Source organism: Alsobacter sp. (genome assembly GCF_059501845.1).
Genome location: NZ_JCACDK010000014.1, coordinates 303,228 through 320,753, shown reverse-complemented (window position 1 = coordinate 320,753; position 17,526 = coordinate 303,228). Strand labels below are relative to the sequence as shown.

The window sequence follows — 17,526 nt, the reverse complement described above, 5'->3', positions numbered from 1 at the left end:
TTGGTAGATTTGCTGGTAGGACAGGCCAATGCGACCTGCCTGCCATAGCCTTCGAAAAGCTTAGATACCTGAAAAGTCAAACAGAATTGCGATTGAATACGCAGGTAGATGTGGATTCGAGGCTTTCACCAACGTAGTGACTTGGCGTGTTCATCAGTAAGTTGACGAACAACACCGCCGGCAGCGACACCACTACCGTCGCGGCAGAGAACGCTGGACGCCAGCGGATCTGCATTAAGCGCAACCCAGAGCAAACCGCAAAGGTGATCACACGCGTTAATACTAACGTCGGGGAGGTGTCCAACGTTGTTCCCTGCACCTCGGGTCGGCGCAATGCTTTGGATGTCAGCAATCACCCTCTGCTCTGATTGCCTATAGCTGTGTAGTCTAGCTCCCGGCACGAATCCGTGGGGTAGTCGATATGGCGAAGCGAAAGCGCGGGAACACGCTTGAACGATGGGAAGTCGCCTTGATCAAAGCGATGCTCTCCCGAGGCGGCTACAATGACCAAGATATCCTCGCCTACTTCACACGGCCAACAAGGTCGGTGAATCACCGCGCCGTATCCGAGATTCGTACAGAGGCGAAGCATAAGGCTGTCAGAGCAGCGACCGAAGTAGAACTCGACGACTTCCTTGCCACTTGGCCCGACGTTGATCCCGGAACGGGTTTGAGCCTGCGCGGTGACGAATTGCTGGTGAAGGCTCGCGAGGCGATGATCGCGGCGGTTCACTTGTTCAATGGTGCCGGCCTGCACTTCCGTGCGGAGTTATTCATTGTCACGAGCGTTATTGCCTGGACCTACCTGCTACACGCATGGTTCCGACGAGAGGGTATAGATCACCGTTACAGGGAGGCAGACGGCAGCATCAAGAAAACTAAGCAGGGTGCCGAGTGTTATTGGGAAATAGGGATGTGCCTGCGTCATGCGCGGTGCCCTGTCCCGCCCGGTGCTGTGAAGAACTTGGAGTTTCTGACGGAGATCCGACACGAGATTGAGCATCGTTCCACAACACGAATAGACGACGAGTTGAGCGCTAAGCTGCAGGCGTGCTGCATCAATTTCAACGACGTGATCAAAAGCCAGTTTGGATCACAATTTGGATTGGAGCGCAGACTCCCCATTGCGTTGCAGTTTGTGACGTTCAGCGCTGACCAGCGTGCAGTTTTGAAGAAGGCGAGTGACCTTCCAGGGCACATCGGTTCCGCCATGGACGCGTTCCAAGACCGCCTAAGCGAGGAAGAGTTCAACGACCCCCGGTTCGCATTCCGTGCAGTGTTCGTCCCCAAGCTGGCGAACCACAAGTCTTCTGCGGATCGTGCGATTGAGTTTGTGAAGGGCGACTCTGACAAGGGGCGAGCGCTCAATGAGGTGTTTCTGAAGACCGTTGATAGACGAAGATTCACCCCTACTCAGGTTGTTCGTATTGTTCAGGGCGAAGGCTTTCCTCGGTTCACACAGGAGAGTCACACCCGACTTTGGCGCGCACTGTTAGCGAAAGATCCCGCCAAGGGGTTTGGGCGACAGGGTGACTACGCAGGCACCTGGGTATGGTATGACAATTGGCTGGAACGCGTGCGCGCTCACTGTCAGGAGCAATCGGATCGGTATGCGTAACGGGTCGCGCTCAATTGCACGCTGTCCCAGCACGTCCCAGAACGGCCCGATTCAATGTGGGTAGGAATGTTGGTAGGAAGCAAAGTGCGACAGTGATAATCACTGTAGTAACAACGCTCTAAGCGAAAAAATCGTGTCCTTCCGCCCCAGCCAGACCTTCCTAAGTCAATGATTTTGCAGATTTCGACCCTTGGCAGGATAGGGGGGCGGACAGTGCCCTGCTTGAGCGGAAGGCGGGCCTAAGCCGCGGGAGCGTGCGGGCCTGGCCGGCTTCACCTCCGCAGCTCCAGGTGAAGTGGCATCGCCCGCCACCCGGGTGAATGGCTTCGCGGTCTGGCCTGCCCCGTGGTGAGGGAGGCACCCTGCTGCGCGCGACATCCCGAGCGCAGCGGCAAACAGCTCCGTCATCTCTCTGTCATCACAATATGTCGATATGTACCGACAGATCGACATCGGATGAGATCTTCGTGAGGAACTGAGACGGCCGATGCCTCGTCAACCCCAGTCAGCCGGATGATGGAACACGGGACCAAACTCGAGTCTGACGACGTCCTTGCCGCCCTTGGTGCGCTTGCCCAGCCGTGGCGGCTCGAAACCTACCGCCTCCTCGCGCGATACCTCCCTTTCGGCCTGCCGGCGGGCGACATCGCGCGCCTCCTCGCTGTCCCGCACAACACGATGTCCACCCATCTGCAGGCCCTGGAGGCGGCCGGGCTGATCACGTCCAGGCGGGAGGGTCGCTCGATCATCTACGCGGCGAACCGGGCCCGCATGCTCCAGCTCACGGCGTTTCTCCTCGAGGATTGCGCCCGAACGCCGGCTCCCTTCGCCGAGCTCTTGAGCGCGGCGGCCGCCCCCTTTCCAGCCCGACGCGAGGTCTCGATGGCCAACCGCCCCGCCAATGTCCTCATCCTGTGCACCGGCAACTCCGCTCGCTCGATCCTGGCCGAGGCCATCCTGAACCGGGAAGGCGCCGGTCGCTTCAAGGCATATTCGGCTGGCAGCCAGCCCAAAGGCGAGCCGAACCCGCATGCGCTCTCGCTCCTGCATGACCTCGGTTACGAGACCGGCGGTTTCCGCTCGAAGAGCTGGGACGAGTTCGCCGGCCCGTATGCGCCGACCATGGATTTCATCATCACCGTCTGCGACAGCGCGGCGGGAGAGACTTGCCCCTACTGGCCTGGCCATCCCCTCGTGGCGCATTGGGGGATCCCTGACCCGGCCGCTGTCGAGGGCAGCGACGCCGAGAAACGCGCCGCCTTCATGGAAGCCTACCGGCGCCTCTCCTCGCGCATCTCGGAGTTCGTGAATCTGGACATCGACCATCTGGACCTCGCCTCGCTCAAGGCACGCCTTGCGCAGATCGGTGGCATGGAAGGCGCCACTGACATAGCTCGGAAGGGCGCTGCCGCATGACGACCTTTGACCTCAAGCGGAGGCTTGCCGCCGAACTGCTCGGCACGGCCATCCTCGTGGCGACCGTCGTGGGCTCGGGCATCATGGCCACGAAACTCACGAAGGATGTCGGCCTTGCGCTGCTCGGCAACACGCTGCCGACCGGCGCGATCCTCGTGGTGCTCATCCTGATCTTCGGACCCATTTCTGGTGCTCACTTCAATCCGGCCGTGAGCCTCGTCATGGCGCAACGCTCCCGGATGCAGTGGGGCGAGGTTGGGCCCTATGTCGCCGCCCAGGTGATTGGCGGCATCGCTGGATCCCTTATCGCCCATTTGATGTTCGACCTGCCGGTCTGGCAGGCTTCGCAGACCGTACGGGCCGGTGGCGCCCAGTGGTTTGCCGAGTTCGTGGCGACCTTCGGGTTGGTGCTGACCATCTTCGGCGTCGTCCGCTTCAAGCCCGAGAGCGCGCCCGTGGCGGTCGGGCTCTACATTACCGCTGCCTACTGGTTCACGGCCTCGACGTCCTTCGCCAACCCGGCGGTGACGATAGCGCGCGCCTTCACCGATACCTTCGCCGGGATCGCCCCGGCCAATGTGCCGGCCTTCGTGGTCGCGCAGGTGATCGGAGCCTTCGCCGCCAGCGCCCTCGCGGGATGGCTGTTCTCGCCGGTGTCGCAGACACGCGCCTGAGGAGCGGAGCCATGGACGTCGTCATCCACCACAACCCCGAGTGCGGCACCTCGCGCAACGTGCTGGCCATCATCGAGGCAGCTGGTTATCGGCCAGCCATCATCGAGTACCTGAAGACGGGATGGACCCGCCCGCAGCTGCTCGGTCTCTTCGCCGCGGCCGGCCTGACGCCGCGTACCGCGTTGCGCGAAACGAAGTCGCCAGCGGCAGAGCTCGGTTTGCTCGATCCGTCGGTGCCGGATGAGCAGCTCCTGAATGCCATGCTGGAGCACCCCGTGCTCGTCAATCGCCCCATCGTCTGCACCGCGAAGGGCGTGCGGCTGTGCCGGCCGAGCGAGGTGGTGCTCGACCTCCTGGAGCGCTGGCCGCCCGGTCCCTTCGCAAAGGAAGACAGTTCGCCGCTCATCGATGCGCAGGGCCGGCGGGTCGCGTAGAACACGCGCGACGCATCCTCCCCCGGACCAGCGAACGATGACGGACGACCCTGCTGCTCTACGGTTCGGTCCGGGACCGCTCCTTCGGCCGCCTGGCCTGCGCAGGACGCTGCGGGTCGCTCGCCCATGAGCGTTGACCCGGAGCAGACGACGGAGCAAGACGAGTTCGCATGCCTCCTCCGATTGCCGTGAAGCTGGTCCCGCACGATGTACGCTGGGCAGACGAGGCCTTACGAGAAGCCACGCGACTTCAAAAACACGTCTCGGCGTTCTGCAGGGTGCACCACATCGGATCGACGTCCATCCCAGGTATCGTCGCCAAGCCCGTCATTGACCTCATGCCAATCGCATCGGCGCTGAATGCCCTGGATGCACAACGGGGTTCCGTCGAAGCGCTGGGTTATGAGTGGCATGGAGCCCTTGGCATGGACGGACGGCGGTATTGCACCTTGAACGATGCGTTCACGGGCCGGCGGACAGTGCAGCTGCATTGCTTTGCGGACGGCGACCCCCATGTCCGCCGCCATCTCGCATTCCGCGACTTCCTGCGCAGTTCGCCGGAAGCGGCACGATTGTACGAACAGGAAAAGCTTCGATGCGCAGGTCTCCATCCCGAGGACAGCCACGCCTACTCAGATTGCAAGAGCCTGCTGATTCAGCAAATTGAGGCGGAGGCGTTGAAGAGCTATCGGGACAGTTGATCAGCATCTGAAAATATTCCGCTGACGAGAGACATCCACCCTCTTCATTGATCGGCGTGACACCCGTCGAAAAGCTTCCTCAGCACGCGCCGCAGGACAGCGGCGGCGCGCCTCCCTGGAGGCGCCTGCGGTTGGCAATTTCCAAGATAGGAGAGCCTGCCAGCGAAGGTCCGGCGACCCGCTGCGACGCCGTGACCAAATGCGATGCAGAGCTGCTCCTTGGAGAAACGCGACAAGCACCCTGGTGGAGCGTACTCACGCTTCCACGCTTTGAGAACATAAGGCATTGTGGAAGCTCAGAATGGAATCGCCAAGTCCGTTATTGCTCAGGAGAAGGCCGGAATGACTGCCGCAGCCCGAGAGTTTGCGAGCATAAACCGATCGAGTCCGTTCACCCGACTTAGCTCTATCTTGGCAATAACAGTCCCGGTTGCAGCTTTCGTGATCGCAGCGGCGTATGACCGCTCGCAGCTGGTCGAGCACGCAAGCGATGAAGCATCGAGGACATCCGAGATCCTTTCGGAGCATGCGCGCGCTGTTTTCCAGTCAGCAGATCTGGCGCTCGACCGGATCATCGACCGGCTGGACGGCCACACCATCGAGCAGCTGCAAAACGACGGCTCGTTTCACGAGTTCCTTGTGCAGCTCAAGGAACGGATGCCTGAACTGGAGTCGGCATTCGTGGCGTCGCCAGTGGGCCGGATCGTCTCCAGCAGCCGAGCCTTTCCGATCGAGCCCTTTGACGTGACCGACCGTGAGTACTTCCTCGCGGCGCAAGCGTCCCCGGAAGTGACGTTCGTGAGTGCACCGTTTCGGGGTCGAGCAACGGGCACGATGTCGTTCACGGTGTCAAAGGCGATCACGAGAGGGCCGGGTCGCGGGTGGATCGTGGGCGTGACGATCCTGCCCAGCTACTTCCGCAAATTCTATGAGACGACGTTGCGGTGGCCGGCGTCGTCAGCCGCTTCGCTGGTCCGCAGGGACGGCGCGATCCTCGTCCGTTATCCCGACACGCCTGACGTGCCACTGAAGCTGCGAGACGACAGTCCGCTCCTGGCCGAACTTCGGAAAGGGCAAGCTGCGGGGCTTTACTCAGCACGGTCGACGATCGACGGAAAGGACAGGATCGCGGCATTCACGGCGGTCGGATCGTTCCCGTTCGTGGCGAACTTCAACATTGACCGACGCGCGGTGATGCGCACCTGGTACGAGCATCTCGTGGGATTTGCCGCCATCGCGGCCTTGAGCGCCCTGGCCTTGTCTTACGCGGCGCGGTCCGCTGGCCGGAAGAGTGATCTCGCAATCCGCGAAAGGGAGGCGCGGCTCGACGCTGTGGTCAGCTCGCTTCCGATCGGTGTTCTCGTCGCCGAGGCGCATACCGGGCGCATCCTGTTGGCGAACAAGGCCGCCTCCCGGATCGCGCGCTCGCCTTTCTCCTCCGAGCTGATCCAGCAGGAAACCGTACGAGGTTTCAGGTTGGACGGGACGGTCTATGACACGCGCGACTGGCCGCTGGCGCGCTCACTCGAGACCGCTGAGACGGTGGAGGGCGAGGAAATCGTCCTCATCTACTCGTCAGGGGAGAAGGCGGTCATCCGTGCAAGCTCGGCACCTGTATACGATGATGACGGCCGGCAGCTCGCGGCCGTTTGCGTCTTTGAGGATGTCACGCGCACCCACGACGACGCCGCGCGCATTCAGGCGCTCATGAAGGAGACGCTTCACAGGGCAAAGAACCAGTTGGCGATCGTCGGAGGCCTGGCTCGCAGAACCGGCAGGGACGCTCCTGATCTGTCCGCCTTCCTGCAGGTCTTCGAAAGGCGGCTGAACGCGCTGGCGGTGGTGCAGAGGCTTCTGGTCGGGACGGATTGGCGCGGTGTCGATGTTCGGGATCTCGTCACGGCACAGGTTGCGGCAGTGTCGGCCGACCTGGCGGCGGCGCTGTCTTGCACCGGAGATCCCGTCCTGCTCAGGCCCGAGACCGCACAGGCCCTCGCCCTGGCAATCGATGAACTCGCCGAGTTCGCCCTGCGGTCCGGAAGCGGGACGCCGGTTGCGGCAAGCTGGTCCGGTTCGCCGAATTTCGAGTTCGTCTGGCGTACCGAGGGCGGTTCCGCCGGAGAATGCCCTGATCCGTTTTGGCTTGATCAGGCCGCACGGGCCTTTGCGGGACGGCAAGCCTGGTCCGCCGGCAGCGGCGAATGGCGCATGACCGGAGCCGCATAGGGATGTCGGGCTCGGTGCCGCGCGCCTGGGCCTCGCTGTGGCCCGCTCCCGCAGGCCGCGTCCGGCTCAACGCTCGGAAGACCACGGAAAATTCAGATACTGGTCCCGGGTGTCGAAGCAGATGTTGCCGTAGCGACGGAGGTATTCGTCGCGGCGTCTGACGTCTTTGTAGACGGATGCCGGGTCGGCGACATCGGCCTCGTACTGGGCAATGTTGCTGAGCGTGAGCGCCTTCGGGAGGATGTCCATGGCTTGCGGCACGCTCTTGCCGTCGAGCCAGTCCGCCGCCTGTTGCCCCAGCGCGTATCCGAAGATCGGCGAGGCCAGGCTGACGCTCGCCTTATAGGGACCGCCCTGCTTGATTTCGGCGACCGCGGAAGGCTCTCCATCGATCCCCCCGAGGAACTGGTCGGCCCGCGCCTTGCCCGCCTCTCGCAGTGCCCTGAGTGCACCAAGCACGACCGTATCGGCGCCCAGGACCACGTCCACGTCCGGATTGGCGACGAGGATCGTCCGCATCATTTCTGCGCCGCCATCCTCGTCGACGGTCGGAGGCGAGATGTCGGCCACGACGACCGCGCCGGGAACAGTCCGGAGCGCGTCGCGCATGGCCGCAAAACGTGGCGCGAGGAACTGGAGGCTGTCGTGCGTCAGCAGCACGACCTTTGCCTTGCTGTTGAGCTTCGTGCGGATGTAGGTCGCCGCTTCGTCCCCGAGCACCTTTCCGGTGAGGTATTGCGGCGCGTTGAGGATCGTAGTGGCAGGCGGGGGCACGATTGTGCCGACATAGGCGCCTGACCAGATGACTTTCTGGAGGACCGGCGCCAGCGCGACGGGATCCACCGGCGCGGCGACGAGTGCCCCCGCCTTGGCATCGAGGATGCCCTCGATCTGGCCGACCATCCTTTCGTGATCGTTCGCGGCCTGCGCCGGCCGGTAGTCAAGGCCGCGTTCACGGGCCGCGAGTTCCAGCCCGCGGGAAACCCCCTGCATGAACTTGCGCTCATTGTCCTGCGCGAATGCCAGCACCCTGGAGAGCTCGCGCGGCTTGGAGCAATCGGGCTTGCTGGCGTCATACGGTGGCAAGGGCCGGAATGTGGTCAGGCCGGGCCCACCTTCATTCGCGTGCGCCATGCCCAGGGACGCGACGGCGACACACGCCCAAACGAGTGAGCTCCGGTGGATGGCAGCCATTCTAACTCTCCGAGGCGGGGGCAAACGCCAGCGTCGCCACGGTCCCACGCTCAGCGGTTATGTATTCCACGCGACCGCCAATGGCGCGCGCCATCGCGTTGACAATGCGGGTACCCAGCCCGGTTCCTCGCGTCACGCCTTCGCGTCGGCCGACGCCGTCGTCCTCGACCCTAAGTTCGGCGAGATCGGGCGTGAGCTTCCGAAGCTTCACGCGCACCTCGCCCGGTTCATCGGGGTAAGCGTATTTCACGGCGTTCGTTACCCACTCCGTGACGATCACGCCAAGGTTGATGCAAGCGTCAGTGCTGAGCTTCAGCGATTCAAGGTCGTACTGCAGCGACGCAACATGACCCTTCCCGAGCACGGATGCCTGCATGTGTTCGACGACGTTTGCAAGATACTCTCTGAGATCGACGAATTGCGCGTCACCGCTCGCGTAAAGGCGCTTGTGGACCGAGGCAACTGCAAGGATGCGTGCCTCGGCTTCCCTCAGTGCCTGCTTGCTGGCCTCGTCCGGCAAACTCTTCGCCTGCAAGGTCACGAGTGATGCCACGAGCGCCAGACTGTTCGAGACACGGTGGTTGATCTCTGCGACGAGCATCTCGGCCCGGTCTCTCGCCTGAGCGAGTTGCTGCGTCCTCGTTTCGACACGCAACTCCAGGGTCCGGTTCAGCATATCCAGTTCATTCCTGGCGCTGACGATCTCCGAAGCGTAGCGCATGACGAGCGCGGTCGAGACACCGACAACCACCACGATGATGGCGCCCCCGATGAACGTCGCAAGACGCAGGAAAGTGGCGTTCTCCCGCTGGTCGCTCAGCGCGGTTTCCAGGCGTCCGTCTGCCTGCCGTGCGACAGCGGCGAGGAACATGTTGATTTCGTCGCTGAGAGCTTTGCCTCGGTTGCTTCGGAAGATTGCCTGCGCTTCTTCCTCCTTCCCATCCTTCTTCGCGGCGATGGTGCGGTCCATCTCCTCGAACTTATTTGCGAGCGCTCTGGTAAGCCGACTGATGATCGCCGCGTCCTGCGTAGACGACGTCAAGTATGATTTCAGCTGTTCGAATTGCCGTTTCGCCTCGACTTTCGCCGCGTCGTAAGGGGCCAGGTAGATCTCGTTACCACCGACCAGAAAACCGCGCTGGCTCGACTCGGCGCTTTGAAGGGCGCTGCGCAGGTCGGTGGCCGCAGACCGAAGCGAACGTGAGCGGTTGTTGTCCTGAAAATACGAGTTCGCTTGTTCGCCCAGCCAAGCCGTCGAGCCGACGATGCCGATCAACGTCAGAAACCCGAGCGCCAGCAGCAGCACGCTCGTGCTCATCACCAATTTTCGTGAGAGCGGCATTCAATTCCGAACGGCTCGGGGGGCGTCGTCACGGAAACTTACACCGGACATGTCGCAAGCGATAGCTTGCCATTGAAGACGGACGGTAAAGGATGCGCTTAAGGTGGTAATCGGGTCCCTGATGGAAGCGGCGAAGCTCCTGCTGCGTTCCCCGGGACCCGCTGCATCCTGCTCAGCGCAGAAGAGCCTGCAAGCTTCTCAGCTGCTACCGAGAGCGAACTGCATGGCGCTTTCTGCGTGGAGCCGTGTCGTATCGAACACCGGCAATGGCGTGTCGCTTTGGCCGATCAGCATGGTGATCTCGGTACAGCCCAGAATGATGCTGTCGATCGGCGCCTCTGCGGCGACAGCCTGTATCAAGGCCTTTACGGCTGTCCGTGACGCCGGACTGACGACCCCCTGGCAGAGCTCGTCATAGATCACGTGGTGGACCAGCGCTCGTCCAGCCTCGTCGGGTACAACAGCGTCAATCCCGTTGCGCTGGAGGCGCTCGCGGTAGAATGGCTGCTCCATGGTGAACCGGGTGGCAAGCAGGAGAGGGCGCCTGCAGTTTGCGGCGTTGAGCGCGGTCGCCGTCGCATCCACGATATGCAGGACAGGGAGACCCGAGGCGTGCTCCACCTCATTCGCCATCATGTGCATGGTGTTCGTGCAGATCACGATCGCTTCGGCGCCCGCCGCGGCGACGTTCCGGCCGGCCTCTTCCATCAGCGCCGTTGCTCCCGCCCAGTCATTCTCGTGCTGCAGCTTCGCAACATCGGCGAAGTCAAACGACCACAGAACGAGCTTGGCTGAGTGGAGACCGCCCAGACGCGCGCGGGCCATCTCGTTCAGGTGGCGATAGTAGATCGCGGTGCTCTCCCAGCTGAGTCCGCCGATCAGTCCCAGCGTCCGCATCGCTGCACCTTAATGCGTTGACCACCGTCGCCGCGCATCGCGGCTCTGTCACGAAGGGGCCTTGGTTGCCCGCCTTTTCTTGGGGGCAGGTGCAGGAACCGGTTTGGCCGTTGCCTTGCTGCGCATTTGCCCAAGGCCGCTCGCCTTCGCCAGCTCAGATCGCCGAGCCGCATACGATGGCGCGACCATCGGGTAGTCGGATTTCAGTCCCCACTTCGTCCTGTACTCGTCTGGCGTGAGACCCAGGCCCCCTAGGTGACGCTTGAGCGTCTTGTACTTCCGGCCATCCTCGAGGCTGATCAGGTAGTCCGGCGTAATCGACTTTTTGATTGGCACCGCGGGGACGAGAGGCTCGCTTTCCGGCTCGGGCGCCTTTCCGGACGCCGCGCTTGTCAACGAGGCGTGCACCGACGCGATCAGGTCAGGCAGTTCCCGAACCTGAATGGTGTTGTTGGTGACATAGGCGGCCACGACGTCGGCGACGAGATCGATGATCTCGCGACCCATTTCGTCAGACATCTTCTGCTCCGTTTAAATGTTGCACCCCGGAAGATGTGACACCACTGCTCAGCGCACAACTGATCTCGGTCGAGAAGCAAAGGGTCCGGCAAGTTAGGCACAGCTCATTGAGGGCTTTTCGATGTCCGGTCTGCGCGCCGTTGTCTTCGCCGTTGATGAATTTCAGTTACGGCTCGATGTACTGACGACAGGTCGAAAAGGGCGCTGCCTCGGCCTCTCCCTATCGGCAACACCTCAAACCAACCGTGACGCGATAACGAGCGCGAGCCCACCAGCGAGGGCGCCAGCTATCAGGCCAATCAAGACGATCACCGCCGGACGCATGACCTACAGTACGGCGTGGGAACACCTTCCGTTGCAAGGCGCCAGATTATTTGCCCGTCATGGTTACGGCACGTGCCAGCGCGTTCAGTCAGCCATCAAGGCGCGACACTCGTGATCGGCGAAATGTCGATCTCCTCCCGGCTCAACCGGGATGGTGACGGGGGTGCACCGCGTGCCGCCTGTAATGGGGTGGCGTGAGCCCGTACTGACGTTTGCGATTGTCCCGGCGCACGTCGCGATAGCGTGTCGGCAAGAGGCGATCTCGTCCGTCCTTGAGGTAGGCCAATGACGCCTGAGGCAAGGGAGACAGGCATGAGCAAGTCGATTTTCGTGAGCTTGCCGGTGACCGACCTGAATGCGTCGATCGCGTTCTACGAGGCCATCGGGTTCAAGATCAATCCGCGCTTCACGGACGGCACCGCGGCGTGGATGATGTGGAGCGAGACCATCAACTTCATGCTGCTGACCCACGAGAAGTGGCGCGGCTTCACGAGCCGCCCCATCCCGCCGAACACGTCCAGCGAGGTCATGCTGCAACTCACGTGCCCAAGCCGGGAGGCCGTTGATGCGATGAGCAATGCGGCCGCAACGCATGGCGGGACTACAGATATCAATCCTGTCGAGGATCACGGGGTCATGTACACGCGCGACCTCGCCGATCCCGACGGTCATGCACTTGCCGCCATGTGGCTCGACGAGGCGGCATTTCGTCCACCGGCGGACTGACGCCAGCTCGAAGGGTGAGACCTGCCGGCAGCCAGCCGTGAATACGTCCCGGACAGACCACAGAAGAACGCCGCCTCAGACCACCAACGCAGCTTTTGCAAGGCGCACCTCGACAGCAGGCGCAAAGTTTGCAGGTCCCTTACGAGTGGCCCGAGCCTTGGTCGCCTGATCAGGCTCTCCAAGTGCGAGGTCCCGTCGTTCGACACGGAACTCCGTCCCGCAGCCACTCCCCCGACCGCTGGTGCACCAGCAAGGCGACGCAAAACTGGCCTCGCCGGCACAAAGGATTTTTGCCGGAATACAGATCAGAACAAGCATATATCAAAAAGTCCCACCGTTAATTCTTGTGAAAGTGGATTTCACTAACGTGTGAAGCGTAATTGGGAGGCAGTGATGGCGAACGGAAGTTGGTGGCGGTTTGGTGCGTCTGACGTGGCGGCAGCCGAAAAGAAGGCGCTCGACGCAGAACTCGAAAGCCTCCGCGACCGCGACGAGTACCTCGATGTCCTCAGCAAGCACGCGGGTGTCGGTCTCTGGGACGCTATCCTGATCAACCAGGACGCAATGGACAGCCGCAGCCGCTGGACATGGTCGGCCGAGTTCCGTCGTCTCCTGGGCTTCAGCTCGGAGGCGGAGTTCCCGGACGTGGTTCAGTCCTGGTCCGACAGGCTGCATCCGGAGGACGTTCCCGGCACGTTCGCGGCCTTCGGCTCGGCGGTCGAAGGTCGCGCTTCCGGCTACGACGTGACCTATCGCCTGAGAATGCGTGACGGCAACTGGCGCTGGTTCCGCGCGACGGGCGGTTGCACGCGCAAGGAAGGCTACGTTCGCGCCTGTGGATCCCTGGTCGACGTCCATGAGCAAAAGACGGCCGAGATCACCCAGGCGAATGCGAGCGCGGAGCAGAAGGCTGCGGTCGAGGCTCTGGCCGGCGCCCTCGCGGCACTCTCGACGGGCAACCTGACCGCCCGCTTGGGCGCTGAAGTCCCCGATGCCTTCGCCCAGCTTCGCCACGACTTCAATGACGCGATTGGACAGCTCGAGCAGCTCATCGGCTCGGTGAACAACAGCGTCGCGTCGATCCAGTCGACCGGACAGGAAATCTCCAAGGCCACGACAGAGCTCTCGGACCGCACGGAGCGCCAGGCGCATTCGTTGCAGGAGACTGCGGCGACCACGGAGCAGCTCACCTCGTCCGTCAAGACGAGCGCCCAGAGCTCCCGCCAGGCCGCCGACTCCGCCGTCGAGGGCACGCGCCTCGCCGAAACGGGCGGTGACATCGTGCGCCAGTCGGTGGACGCGATGACCCGCATCGAGCAGGCATCCGGAAAGGTGGCCGACATCAGCGGCGTCATCGACGAGATCGCGTTCCAGACGAACCTGCTGGCGCTCAACGCGGCCGTCGAGGCCGCGCGCGCCGGCGAGGCCGGCAAGGGCTTTGCCGTCGTGGCGTCCGAGGTCCGCACGCTGGCCCAGCGCAGCTCGGAGGCGGCCAAGGACATCACGACCCTCATCAACCAATCGGTCTCCGAGGTCACAGAGGGCGTCAAGCTGGTCCGTGCCGCCGGAGCGGCGCTGGAGAAGATCGTCGCCGCGTCCAAGCAGGTCTCGAGCGCGGTGGGCGACATCTCGTCCGCCACCGGCGAGCAGGCGGCCGGTCTGTCCGAGATGAGCCAGTCCGTCTCCAGCCTCGAGGAAATGACCCAGCAGAATGCCGCGCTTGCGGAAGAGAGCGCGGCGTCGGTCGCCAACCTGACGCAGCAGCTGAACGGCCTGAAGCAGATCGTGGCCAGCTTCCGCACCCGCGCCAGCGAAATCGTCGATGAGCCGCGGTACAGTCAACCCGAGCCGCAGCGCCTGCGCAGCCTCGCCACGCAGGCCTTCGCCAAGCCATCCCGTGCGGCACGCCCGGCGGCACGCACCGGCACCTGGGACGAGTTTTAGAACGGCTTGTCGCCAACCATGGTGGGTTGCACTTCGGGATCGGCCACGCTTGGCCGATCCTCCTCGCGTGTCGCAACCTGAATTGATCCCGTCGTGCCAAACCGCTGCGCGGCCTGGCACGATGGGAAGCGATCTGCACTTGGGTCGATAGCCCTGCACTGTCCACCGCTGATCCGCACCGCCGATCGCCTGGAGCAACCCTCTAGGCGGGGTCGGGCGGCAGAGACGCCGGCCGGCGAGCCTCGGGAGGGCGGACCCGGTGACCGAGGAGTCCTTGGCAGCGGCGCAGGTAGGGAAGCCCATAGTCTCTGACCAGCAAAACGAGATCTGCGCCGAACGCCGGATCTTCTGTAAGATCTACGTACGAAATCGCATCCCGGTGGCGCCATTTCGGAAGAGTCTTGCCACCCGCGACCAACCCGAGCCTCCACGCCGTGTTGTTGCGATAAGTCGGGATGGCTTTCTCGAATGGCCGCTCCCGACCGAGGTTGATGTAGCAGCCGAGGCCCGACTGGCTCCTCTGCACCTCCACGTAGGTCCGCGCCAGGAGGCTGTTGCGGATCCAGAGCAGTGCTTTCGGCCGGCGAGCAAAGCCCGCCGGTACCAGGACGGCATCGAGGCCGGACGCGAGAGTTTCGAGCGCCTCTTGGCGCGTCGCCTTCAGATTTTCCACACTCAATGGATCGCCGTCACCGGTGAAAGCGGATGGTGGCCGCATTACGCCCTGCCGATTTGCGCCGTTACGCGAATACATGACCCAAAGCGGGCTGAAAGATGGGCCGGCACTCTCACGGCAGCGGCCGCGCCGGCTTACTCCCCCTTGGGTCCGCCCCCAACGTTTGCGCGCCATGCTGACGGCGAGACCCCGCTCCAGCGTCGAAACGCCTCATCGAAAGCGCCATGGGTGGCGTAAGCGGAGGCCAGGGCGATTTCCCCGATCGAGAGGTCGGTCGTTTGGAGGAGATCGCAGGCGGATGCGTATCGCTGACCGTCGAGTATTGTTTGGAATGTCGCCCCTTCGCGGGCGAGATGCCGGCGCAGAGTCCGCTCGGGGACGCCCAGTCTGGCTGCGACGTCCTTCATTGCCGGCCGGTTTTCCAGGATCGAGATCGAGAGCGTCCGCCGGACCTTGTCCGACCAGGCGTTCTCTGTGGGAGGCATGAGTCGCGCGGCCTGCTGCTGCAGCGTCGAATAGTCGGCGGGATTGGCTCCGGGGATCATGATGTCCATTGAAGCCTTCGGCATGACAAGCGCCGACAATGGCTGGTCGAAGCGCACCGGGACACCAAAGACGTCGAGATAGGGCCGCCTGTCTGCTGGTTCCCGCATGGAGATGAGAACCTCCGTCGGCCTTGCCGCGCCTGCGGTCAGGGTTCGAACGACGTTGTGCGCCATCGCAATCACGAGCGGATAGAGATGCTGCCAGCCCGGCGTTCGGCGGGCATAGATGCCGTAGCCGAAGAACACGGTCTCGTCGTTCGAGTAGAGATAGACAACACCGCCGCGGGATGCGGATGGCTGCATTCCGACGAATCCCGTCAGGGAAGCGCCAAGCGTGGGTGCGTTCCTCATCCATTTGCCCGCGAAACCGAGCACGCGGTGATCGGCGCGGGATCCCAGCAGCAGTCCGAAATGCTCACAGTGTGTCGCGTCGACGCAGTTCTGGACGAGGCGGCATGCGAGTGAATAGGGGATCCTTGTCTCGGGATCCGCGAATACCTCCGGACCCAAATCCAGCCCCTGCAAGGCCTTCTCCGTCGACACGCCGAATTCCGCCAGCAATGCGGGAATTCCGACAAGCGGCGACATGCGCTGCAGCGCATCTTCGGATGCCGGATTATTTCCTGCCCTGGCCGCCATTCGGAAATTGTGCGGCTTAAACTCAGTTAAGGTCAAGCTCTGCTCGGTTGAGCAGACGCGAAATCATCTGAAACAAACACACGTCTTGACGGGGAGGGACCATGAATCGTCTCGCTGATCTTTCGACTATGCCAGCCCTGACGAAGCGGGATCTACTACGGTCCGCGTGCCTGATAGCGGCCGCGACTTCCGTTCCCTTGGGCGGCACTCGTGCACAGAGCAGCAGACCTGGTTTCTTCGGGGCCAAGGACATCGCCGAGGCAGGGTTCATCTACGGCCTGCCGATCGTGATGAACTACGGGGTGATGTACGAATACATCATCGACAAAAGCTCGGGGCAGTGGAAGGCGCCGTTCAACACGATCTCCAACACGGCCCGTGTTTTCACCTACCAGGATACGGCCATCGTCACGCCGAACAGTGACACGCCTTATTCGATGCTGTGGCTTGACCTGGGCGCGGAGCCGATGGTTGTTTCCGTCCCGGCCGTCGATGCCAAGCGGTACTATTCCGTCCAGCTCTGCGACGGGAACACGTTTAATTTCGGGTATATCGGCAGCCGCGCGACAGGCAGCGAGGCGGGGAGCTACATGGTCGCCGGCCCACATTGGTCGGGCCCGACTCCCCCCGGAATCCGCAAAGTCTTCCGGTCATCGACCCGGTTCGCCTTCACCATCTTCCGGACCCAGCTCTTCGACCCGTCCGACATCGAGAACGTGAAGAAGGTGCAGGCCGGCTACAGGGCCCAGCCGCTCTCAGCTTTCCTCGGCCAGCCTGCCCCGGCGGCCAAGCCGCTGCCCGACTTCCCCAAGATCGACAAGGACCTCGTGAAGACGGAGTTCTTCGAGTTTCTCGATTTCTCCCTCCAGTTCGCTCCGGCACTGCCGGAGGAGCTGTGGATCCGCGAGCAGCTCGCCCGCATCGGCGTCGGCCCGGGCAAGACCTTCAGCTTCCGCGACCTGTCGCTGGCGGACAAGGCCGAGATCCTGCTGGGCATGAAGGAGGGGCAGAAGAAGGTTGACGAAGCAGTCGCGGCCTTCGGTAAGGACATCAACGGCTGGCGGGTCGGGTCTCCTTGCGGCGATGCCGCCTTCTTTCATGGCGACTGGCTGCTCCGGGCGGTTGCCGCCCAGGCCGGCATCTACGGCAACGACGCCGTCGAGGCGATGTACCCGCTCACGAAAGTCGACGCCGACGGCAATCCGCTCGACGGCTCGAAGGCGAACTATACCCTCACCTTCCCGGCCGACGGGCTGCCGCCCGTCAACGCCTTCTGGTCGGTAACGATGTATGACGGCAAGACGCAGCTGCTGATCAAGAACCCCATCGACCGCTACCTGATCAACTCGCCCATGCTGCCGGGCATGAAGCGCAACGCCGACGGGTCGCTGACACTCTACGTCCAGAACCAGTCCCCCGGTGCCGACAAGGAGAGCAACTGGCTGCCCGCCCCGGACGGCCCGATCTACTTGGTGCTGCGGCTCTACTGGCCGAAGGAGACGCCACCCTCGATCCTGCCTGCAGGCGAGGGCACCTGGAAGCCGCCGGGCATCAAGAAGGCCTGACGCCACGAGAATCCGGCTGGCGCCCATGGAGCGACGTGGGTTCCCAATGCGCAAGGAACATGGGATCGTTCTTGCGGAATGACTTT

The 17,526-nt window shown here is 62.9% G+C and carries 15 protein-coding genes; 9 read left to right on the top strand and 6 right to left on the bottom strand.

The features are described 5' to 3' along the window. Positions 1–469 precede the first annotated feature (469 nt). The 6 genes from AC5JCN_RS12430 to AC5JCN_RS12405 all read left to right on the top strand — a co-directional run bounded on the left by AC5JCN_RS12430 (position 470) and on the right by AC5JCN_RS12405 (position 7,069). Positions 470–1,618 (top strand): DUF3644 domain-containing protein, encoded by a 1,149-nt coding sequence (locus tag AC5JCN_RS12430; protein WP_495755378.1) that lies wholly within the window; start codon positions 470–472, stop codon positions 1,616–1,618. Between the two features lie 513 nt (positions 1,619–2,131). After that, on the top strand, positions 2,132–3,034 hold the full coding sequence (locus tag AC5JCN_RS12425; protein WP_495755377.1) for an arsenate reductase/protein-tyrosine-phosphatase family protein: 903 nt from the start codon (positions 2,132–2,134) through the stop codon (positions 3,032–3,034). Beyond that, complete coding sequence (locus AC5JCN_RS12420) at positions 3,031–3,708, top strand: MIP/aquaporin family protein (RefSeq protein WP_495755376.1); 678 nt, start codon at positions 3,031–3,033, stop codon at positions 3,706–3,708. Before AC5JCN_RS12425 ends, AC5JCN_RS12420 begins: the two co-directional genes overlap by 4 nt. 11 nt (positions 3,709–3,719) lie before the next feature. Then, on the top strand, positions 3,720–4,142 hold the full coding sequence (arsC, locus tag AC5JCN_RS12415) for an arsenate reductase (glutaredoxin) (protein ID WP_495755375.1): 423 nt from the start codon (positions 3,720–3,722) through the stop codon (positions 4,140–4,142). Positions 4,143–4,312: 170 nt separating this feature from the next. Continuing rightward, positions 4,313–4,843: a GrpB family protein gene (locus tag AC5JCN_RS12410; RefSeq protein ID WP_495755374.1), complete on the top strand. Its 531-nt coding sequence runs from the start codon at positions 4,313–4,315 to the stop codon at positions 4,841–4,843. 342 nt (positions 4,844–5,185) lie between these two features. Beyond that, positions 5,186–7,069: an HWE histidine kinase domain-containing protein gene (locus AC5JCN_RS12405; protein ID WP_495755373.1), complete on the top strand. Its 1,884-nt coding sequence runs from the start codon at positions 5,186–5,188 to the stop codon at positions 7,067–7,069. A 66-nt stretch (positions 7,070–7,135) separates the two neighbouring features. Here AC5JCN_RS12405 and AC5JCN_RS12400 read toward each other — a convergent pair whose 3' ends face one another. The 4 genes from AC5JCN_RS12400 to AC5JCN_RS12385 all read right to left on the bottom strand — a co-directional run bounded on the left by AC5JCN_RS12400 (position 7,136) and on the right by AC5JCN_RS12385 (position 11,021). Continuing rightward, entirely contained in the window at positions 7,136–8,263 is a 1,128-nt protein-coding gene (locus AC5JCN_RS12400; RefSeq protein WP_495755372.1) for a sugar ABC transporter substrate-binding protein, read from the bottom strand. A gap of 1 nt (position 8,264) precedes the next feature. Further along, a complete protein-coding gene (locus AC5JCN_RS12395; protein WP_495755371.1) occupies positions 8,265–9,581 on the bottom strand; it encodes a CHASE3 domain-containing protein in 1,317 nt (438 codons plus the stop codon). Positions 9,582–9,803: 222 nt separating this feature from the next. Then, positions 9,804–10,502 carry an aspartate/glutamate racemase family protein gene (locus tag AC5JCN_RS12390; protein ID WP_495755370.1) on the bottom strand — a complete coding sequence of 233 codons (699 nt, stop codon included), beginning with the start codon at positions 10,500–10,502 and terminating at the stop codon, positions 9,804–9,806. 48 nt (positions 10,503–10,550) lie between these two features. Beyond that, positions 10,551–11,021, bottom strand: a complete 471-nt coding sequence (locus tag AC5JCN_RS12385; protein ID WP_495755369.1) for a Ros/MucR family transcriptional regulator — start codon at positions 11,019–11,021, stop codon at positions 10,551–10,553. 636 nt (positions 11,022–11,657) lie between these two features. On the opposite strand from AC5JCN_RS12385, the gene AC5JCN_RS12380 reads away from it, so the two are divergent. Together AC5JCN_RS12380 and AC5JCN_RS12375 are read left to right on the top strand one after the other, a co-directional pair. Next, a complete protein-coding gene (locus AC5JCN_RS12380) occupies positions 11,658–12,071 on the top strand; it encodes a VOC family protein (protein WP_495755368.1) in 414 nt (137 codons plus the stop codon). 393 nt (positions 12,072–12,464) lie between these two features. After that, the gene (locus AC5JCN_RS12375) at positions 12,465–14,015 is read left to right on the top strand and encodes a methyl-accepting chemotaxis protein (RefSeq protein ID WP_495755367.1); all 1,551 of its coding nucleotides are present in this window, start codon (positions 12,465–12,467) and stop codon (positions 14,013–14,015) included. Positions 14,016–14,217: 202 nt separating this feature from the next. Here the strand turns inward: AC5JCN_RS12375 and AC5JCN_RS12370 are convergent, their stop codons facing one another. Both AC5JCN_RS12370 and AC5JCN_RS12365 read right to left on the bottom strand, forming a co-directional pair. Next, positions 14,218–14,733 (bottom strand): hypothetical protein, encoded by a 516-nt coding sequence (locus AC5JCN_RS12370; protein WP_495755366.1) that lies wholly within the window; start codon positions 14,731–14,733, stop codon positions 14,218–14,220. Between the two features lie 92 nt (positions 14,734–14,825). Further along, positions 14,826–15,824, bottom strand: a complete 999-nt coding sequence (locus AC5JCN_RS12365; protein ID WP_495755365.1) for an AraC family transcriptional regulator — start codon at positions 15,822–15,824, stop codon at positions 14,826–14,828. A 179-nt stretch (positions 15,825–16,003) separates the two neighbouring features. Between AC5JCN_RS12365 and AC5JCN_RS12360 the strand changes: the two genes are divergently transcribed. Further along, positions 16,004–17,440 (top strand): DUF1254 domain-containing protein, encoded by a 1,437-nt coding sequence (locus AC5JCN_RS12360; RefSeq protein ID WP_495755508.1) that lies wholly within the window; start codon positions 16,004–16,006, stop codon positions 17,438–17,440. The last annotated feature ends 86 nt before the right edge of the window (positions 17,441–17,526 follow it).